This window comes from Bradyrhizobium sp. CSS354 (assembly GCF_029051725.1).
GTDB lineage: Bacteria > Pseudomonadota > Alphaproteobacteria > Rhizobiales > Xanthobacteraceae > Bradyrhizobium.
Window position 1 is genome coordinate 363,316 of record NZ_JAACFU010000009.1, and the last position, 7,002, is coordinate 370,317.

The 7,002-nt window shown below is 58.3% G+C and carries 5 protein-coding genes and 2 pseudogenes; 2 read left to right on the forward strand and 5 right to left on the reverse strand.

The window, feature by feature from the left end:
• Positions 1-124: 124 nt before the first annotated feature.
• A complete protein-coding gene (locus GWG67_RS23895; RefSeq protein ID WP_275171800.1) occupies positions 125-1,027 on the reverse strand; it encodes an alpha/beta fold hydrolase in 903 nt (300 codons plus the stop codon).
• 179 nt (positions 1,028-1,206) lie between these two features.
• Positions 1,207-1,317, reverse strand: a pseudogene (locus GWG67_RS23900) (integrase); the annotation flags it as partial.
• Between the two features lie 89 nt (positions 1,318-1,406).
• On the opposite strand from GWG67_RS23900, the gene GWG67_RS23905 reads away from it, so the two are divergent.
• Positions 1,407-2,393 (forward strand): ABC transporter substrate-binding protein, encoded by a 987-nt coding sequence (locus tag GWG67_RS23905; RefSeq protein WP_275171801.1) that lies wholly within the window; start codon positions 1,407-1,409, stop codon positions 2,391-2,393.
• A 33-nt stretch (positions 2,394-2,426) separates the two neighbouring features.
• On the opposite strand, the pseudogene GWG67_RS23910 reads toward GWG67_RS23905, so the two are convergent.
• Positions 2,427-3,084 (reverse strand): annotated as a pseudogene (locus GWG67_RS23910) (tyrosine-type recombinase/integrase).
• A gap of 219 nt (positions 3,085-3,303) precedes the next feature.
• Entirely contained in the window at positions 3,304-4,950 is a 1,647-nt protein-coding gene (locus GWG67_RS23915) for a winged helix-turn-helix domain-containing tetratricopeptide repeat protein (protein WP_275171802.1), read from the reverse strand.
• A 516-nt stretch (positions 4,951-5,466) separates the two neighbouring features.
• Here GWG67_RS23915 and mddA point away from each other — a divergent pair.
• Positions 5,467-6,249, forward strand: a complete 783-nt coding sequence (mddA, locus tag GWG67_RS23920; RefSeq protein WP_342761055.1) for a methanethiol S-methyltransferase — start codon at positions 5,467-5,469, stop codon at positions 6,247-6,249.
• A gap of 316 nt (positions 6,250-6,565) precedes the next feature.
• On the opposite strand, the gene GWG67_RS23925 is transcribed toward mddA, so the two are convergent.
• Positions 6,566-7,002, reverse strand: a 437-nt coding sequence (locus GWG67_RS23925) for a hypothetical protein (protein WP_275171803.1), incomplete at its 5' end; no start/stop codon positions are given.

Consider the following 7,002-nt stretch of genomic DNA (forward strand, 5'->3'; position numbering starts at 1 on the left):
TTCCGATACCGCGTCCGCTTCTAGACGATTGGAGACGTACTTGTGTCCATTTCGATCTATGACAAGACCGATTATGACCCGGAGCCGCCATCGTTCGGTTCGAGGGCAGTCAGTCAACGCGACATCAATGCTTCGACAGGAAATTCAACGTGACCTTGTTGAAGACCTCAGCATTCTGTCTCTGCATACCGTGCCCTGCATTTGGTATCACGACCGTTGCAGGAAACTCCCGACACTTGCGCATTTCATTGTAAAAAAACTCGAACTTCTTGGGACTCTTGTCCCCCGTCATGAACAGCACTGGAAAATCAAATTTCTTGACGTCGGCGCATGTGCTGATCGGGCGGTCTTTGTCCCCCAAAGCCGTGTAAATATTTGCCAGAAACATCTGCTTCGTTGGTTCGGGAAACTTTTGCCATGTGCCAGGGCCATTCAACATATCAACGAAGACCTCCGCAGCTTTGGCTGGTTCTCCTGCTTTCAGGTTTTCCTGGAGGGTCCCAATCACCTTTTTTGTGAAATTTCCGGCTGCTTTGCCCTCGGCAGTCTCAGGCACCAACATCTCGATGCTGCCATCCGGCAGCACCAGTGTTCGAATGAGGTCGGCGTGCGATTTCGCTACCTCGACTGCAACAGCGCCACCCCGGGAATGCCCGACGAGGTGCACCTTCCCGAGGTTCAATTTCTCGATCAGCGCAGCAACATCCTGAGCGTGCTGTTCGATCGAAAAATCGGTGCCGGCGCCATCCCAGCGTTCCGGATAAGAGTGCCTTAGGCTAACCGCAACCACGCGGTAAGATGCGCCAAAAACTCTGAATTGGACGTCCCAAATGCGGTAATCGGCCGTTGACCCGTGCACCAGAACGATGGACGTACCCTCGCCCGCAGCCCGGTAAGCCATGGGATATCCGTTGATTACTTCCCATTTCCGTTCCGGGGGAATCGGCCAGTGGGGCTTAACCTCTTGTGCCCACAGCTGTGCGCTCGTGCACGCGGCAAATAGAAACGACACCACGACGCGCCGCACTTCAAATCCCTCCTCAGGCAGTTCTCCGAGAGGATCAGGCTTGCGGCAAGCATAATTATCCTAAAGGCGCATGGTAGCAAGCCATAAACCCAAGGGCGCATAGCTTTCTTGACTCAAGAGAGTTATGGCCCGGAGCCTCTGTGAGGGCCGCACCGAGCCCGTCTGCTCTGCCCCCGAAGTCAGACGTCAACTTGTTCTGTTATCACGAGGGCGTCGTCGACCTCGATGCCGAGATATCGAACGGTACTCTCGATCTCAGTATGCCCCAGAAGGAGCTGTACGGCTCGCAGGCGACAGTGCCGACTTCGATCCCGGTTTAGCCCTATCAACGTGCCCGCCTTAACCGCTAAGATGTCAAATCCTGAGCCTTGGGGTTGCAATGAAGAGGCGCGAGTTCATCACACTTATCGGCGGCGCAGCGGTAACATGGCCGCTCGCCGCTGACGCCCAGCAGAAGAGAAGGCTTCCCGTTATCGGCTTATTGCACCCCGGCTCGACGGGTGGCCCAGCGGCAGTTGGATTTTACGAAGGGCTGCGGGAGCTTGGCTACGCCGAAGGCCTGAACATAGCGATCGAGCGTCGCTATGGGGATTGGAATACAGATCGATTCCAGCAATTGGCGGCTGATCTGGTTCGGCTCAAGCCTGAAGTTATTGTCGTGGTGAGTACATCACCAGCTCGCGCAGCGAAGCAAGCAACCAGCACAATCCCTATCGTCGTGGGCGGCATGGCCGATCCTGTCGGTGATGAATTGATCGTCAGCCTCGCACGACCAGGCGGGAATATTACAGGAAATACTTTCCTTGGCCCAGAACTGATTGCCAAACGCTTCGAACTGCTCAACGGCGCCATTCCTGGACTCTCGCGCGTTACCGCCCTCTGGCATCCTTCTGCATACGGTGAACGTACGATGGATGGCATGCTGAAGGAGACCGAGGCTGCGGCCCAGATGTTAAGAATGCAGCTTCAACTCGTGCCAGCCGCTGGTCCGGGCGACCTCGACGGCGCCTTTCTCAAAATCACCCGAGAGCACGCCGATGCTGTCATTCTGTTGCCTAGCCCGATGTTATATGCTGAGCACAAACGCATCGTGGAATTGGCGGCGATAAGCCGACTCCCGGCAATGTACGCCGCGAGGGAGTTCGTGGAGGATGGGGGGCTGATGTCCTATGGGGCGAGCCAGCAGAATCTGTTTCGACACGCCGCCATGTATGTGGACAAAATCCTCAAGGGGGCTAACCCAGCCGACCTACCGGTCGAGCAACCGACAAAGCTGGAGTTCGTCTTCAATCTGAAAACCGCGAAAGAACTGGGACTGGTAATCCCTCGCGATTTCCTGTTGTTGGCCGACGATTTAATCGAATGAACAGAGCGATGTCTGTTCATGGCCCGGAGCCGTCTATGAAGGCAGAGCAGAGCGCGTCTGCTCTACCCCCAAAGTCAAGTCGTCAACTTGTTCTGCTATCGCGAGGGCGTCCCTCAATGCCGAGATATCGGACCGTACTTCCGAGCTTGGTATGCCGAGAAGGAGCTGGACGGCTCGCAAATTGCCGGTTCGCCGGTAGACTAGGGTCGCCTTTGTGCGACGAAGGGAATGGGTCCCGAACAGGTGCGGGTCCAGACCGATATCGGCGATCCATTGCGATAAGAGCCGGGCATACTGGCGCGTCGTTATGTGTTGAGTCCGCCGCCGGCCCGTGAACAGGTAATCGCCAGATTTCTTTCCGGTCACCCGCAAGTAGTCATCGACCGCCTGACGGGTCAATTCCGTCAGTTCAAACTTGAGTGGTCGGCCGGTCTTCTTCTGTCGGACGGTTGCGCGGTCGGCTGCATAATCGCCCGGCGCAACGTCATCGACCTTCAATGCTACGACGTTCGCAGCCACGCAGCTTGCTGTCTATGGCCAGATTGAAAAGCGCCAATTCGCGGATCCTGCCTCCGACCTGGAGCTTGGTCCGGATTGACCAGACGTGTTTTGGACGGAGCGGCAGCTTTGCGCCGACGATTCTTCCTTTATTCCACGGAGTGTGTTTCGAGACGACAGGGGTAGCGCTTATCTTATCGGTCTCATGTTGACCTCCTCAACTCGTGAGGCTGGTCATTTTCGGCCCCGAGCCCTTCCGATTTTTCTTCCGCTTTCAGACGATTGGAGACGTACTTGCGTCCAATTCGAGCGATGAGAAGACCGATTTTGACCCCGAAGCAGACGTGCAATCGGAAGCTCGGGACGCGCCTGGTCGTCGGGCGCGTCCCTTGGCCGCAACGCACTGCGCAAATCAGTCGTCGCGAACGCCGGCCGAACGCAATCCTTCCGTATAGTCGTTCAAGAACCGGGCGTCCCTACAGAAGAAGAGCTCTCGTCCGGCGGTTCCTGTCGTGTAATCGCTCTTGCGCTCCATCAATTCTGCCACAGCGGCGTTTGCCTGCGCGTAGTCACCAAGGCGTCCGAGCGAAGCGGCCAACGTTGCATAGGCACGATACGTGGCGTTCGCTTGGCGCGTCGCTCTGCGGGCGAATTCCGCAGCGATGTCGTACTCTCCAAGCGAGAAGTGTGCCCACGAACGCGTGTGGTGGAAGCTCCACAGGTGGCTGTCGCGTGGACTCAACATCGTGGCCTGGTCAAGCAGCGTTTCCGCTTCGATCTCGCGTCCGCACCACAGGAGATTGAAGCCTTGCGCGAAATAGCCTTGTGCGAAGCTTGGATTGAGTTCCAACGAAAGGCCGATTGCCGCGAACGCCTCCTCGTTCCGCCCCGTGAGGCATAGCGCACGCCCGAGCGCGCAATGGCAGAAGCAATCGAGCTCGTCGAGAGATACGGCGGTTCGGGCTTGATGCAAAGCGACTTTTAGCCGAGGCCCCCGGGCTTCGGGCGCATCGTAGAGAGAGCGTTGAATGTTCACGTAGCTGAGCGCGCCGTGTCCTCTCGCGAAAGTCGGATCGGCCGCGATCGACCGCTGAAAGTATTCTTCCGCGGTGTCGAAGCCAGGCGTCGTGAAACGCCACAAATTCCAGAGTCCGCGCTGGTAGCAATCCCAAGCGTCCAGGCTCTCCGGCGGCTTGCGGGCCGCCAGCTGCTGTTCCACTTTCGACAGCTCGGGCTCGATCGTGGCGGCGATCTGTCGCGCCATCTCGTCCTGAATGTCGAAGATGTTCAGCAGCTGAAATTCGTACTTTTCGGACCAGAGCTGCTGTCCGTCCGCGGCTCTCGCGAGTTCCGCGGCGATACGCACCGAGCCGTCGCTTTTTCGCACGCTTCCCGACATGACGTAGGTCGCACCAAGTTGCGCGCCCACTTCGCGAGCGTCGACGGCGCCGCCCAGAAAGCCAATCGTGGAATGGCGGGAGATCACGGAAAGCCATCGGTTTCGGGCGAGTAGCCGGATGATGTCTTCAGTGAGCCCATAGCTGAAGTATTCGTTTTCGGGATCGTTCGATATGTTTTCGAACGGGAGCACGGCAATGCATGGTCGGGTGATCGCCTCAGCTTTGACAGCCTCCGAAACGACGTCGCCCAGCCGCGAAATCTCAGCGTGAACGGAATTACTCGGCGGACAACATTCCGGGCCGACGGCCTCGCCAGGTACGAGCTTGACCGCATCGGCGTCCGAGCTCGGCACTTGTTCGACGTCTCCCACGAAGCGGAAGCCGCGGCGATGCAAAGTTTTGATGAATTGTTGTTCGGTGCCGCTGTCGCCGAGCACGCGTCTGGCGCCGTTGATGCGGCTCGAAAACGCGGCTTCCGAGATGATCCGGCCATTCCAGATGTTGTCGATCAGCTCATCCTTGCTGACGACCCGGTCGTGGTTTCGCACGAGATGGACGATAAGGTCGAAAACCTGCGGTTCGGCATGAACCGGCGAGCCGCGCCGGCGCAATTCATGCTGCCCCAGATCGATCTCGAATTCCGCGAAACGGTATTTCATTACCAATGTTCCTCAAGCCGCCGGGCGGACGAACGATCCTCAAGCAAAGGAAAAATGAGAGTTTCCTCAAGGAGTCCACCAAGCAGTTCGGACAAGACCAATCTACAGACCGGTGAAATGGCGTTCAACAGGAGAAGCCATATGACCGGCCTACCTCGAAACTACACCCGTGCTTCGGGCAAATTCTGTGCCGTGAAGCGACCAGCCCGACCCGGATCGTCGTTGCTTGTACTTCGTTTCGAGCCGAAGCCTTCCCTGTCGCGGCGCGTTCTGGTCGTGGCCGCTCGGCTAAGGCGGGCGACAAACGAGGCGATCGCGGCCGCAATAGCCGAACAGGCCAAGCATGCGGTGACGCGGCAGCAGTGGCGAGCCGAGAGTTCGCACCTCGTCCAGAGATTAACTCCCTACAGTCCGCTCGACCAGCTGATCGCTTGGGCGGCAGCACGACTAGGCAGCGGCCGACGACTCTGAAGCGCACGCATCCCGAGATAAATTTTAGAAGTGATGGAGATTCACATGACTATGACTTTGCATCCCGATCAAAATTCCGCTTTTCCGGCTAGGCCATCTCGCGCGACACGATTGCTCGGCCTCGTGTACGGCCTCCTCTCGTATGCCGTTTTTCTGGGTACATTTCTCTACGCGATCGGCTTCGTTACGGGCGTCTTGGTGCCGAAGACGATCGACGACGGCACGACTAGGTCGTGGAGCACGGCCTTGATGATCGACCTAGCGTTGATGTCGGTCTTCGCTGTGCAGCATAGCGGGATGGCACGGCGCACTTTCAAGTCGTTCTTCGCGCGTTTCTTTTCTCCGGCCATCGAGCGCAGCACCTTCGTCTTGCTCGCGAGTCTTAGCTTGATCTTGCTGTTCTGGCAGTGGCAACCACTATCCACCCTCGTGTGGGGCATCGATGGCCCGGTCATCGCCGGCGCCGTCGCCGCAGGAGGCGTCATCGGCTGGATCATCGTGCTGTACAGCACGTTCCTGATCAGCCATTTCGAGCTGTTCGGATTGACCCAGGTGATCACGCAGTTCATGGGACGGGTTGCCCAGCCTATCAAGTTCAGGACGCCTGGACTCTACCGACTGGTTCGGCATCCAATCTATCTCGGCTTCATCATCGCCTTTTGGTCTACTCCGTTGATGACGGTCGGCCATTTGCTCTTCGCGTCGGTCACGACAGGCTACATCTTTGTCGGAATTTGGTTGGAAGAAAGGGATTTGGTCGCTTTCTTTGGGGACGAGTACCGCAAGTATCGCGAGCGGGTCGCAATGCTGCTCCCCGGTTTGTTTTGATCGAGCGATATCGTGCGAACGGCCCGCCGATGAGCGGGCCGTTTGCCGCGCCGGCGGCGGGTTTAACATTCAGCCGAAATCGCGGATCTTGTCGACGGTCCGTCCGTCTATTGGCGCTCCTGACCCGTAGCGGTGATTGAACGGGCCCGACTGCACCATTCCCATAACAGGTAGCCATCGCGAGAGCTTCAGGACGTGCAATGCAGGGCGGGCCATTCCGCTGGTCCTGCGTTGAGGATGCGCAAAGTCGCAGCCGGGTCGACCATCAGTAGAGGATTCTGTAGTTCTGCCACGAGGGAAGCCGACTGGATTTGAGTCAGAACCCAAGCGCGATCTCGGCCCATTTCAACATGCGGTCGCTATTGAGGAACGCCAGCACCGCCGATTCCAGTGACGCGGGCGCGCCCGGTGCGAGCAAAGCCGTCGCGGCTACCATGTCGCAGCGTTGATTGAAGGCGAGTGAGAGCGCGGCCTTGGGGTTCCCTTCGACGCGGTATGCCCGGCTGCGGCCGCGCATCGGACCGACGACGATCTCTCGGCCGGCAGCCGTCGGCGTTGCCCTCCCAATCAGCGCCAGGTCGCCCATCTGTTCGAGGTCGCCGTCGTCGGCGACGCCGGTAGCGCAATTGCAAAAGCCGAGCTTGGGGCGAACGTAGAGCTGGACCTCGCCGCCGCAATCTTCGGCCTTGCAGCGGAACGCTTTTCCTTTCCCCCAGGGATCCGCGCCGAAAGGCCAGTCGATTTCCGTCCACA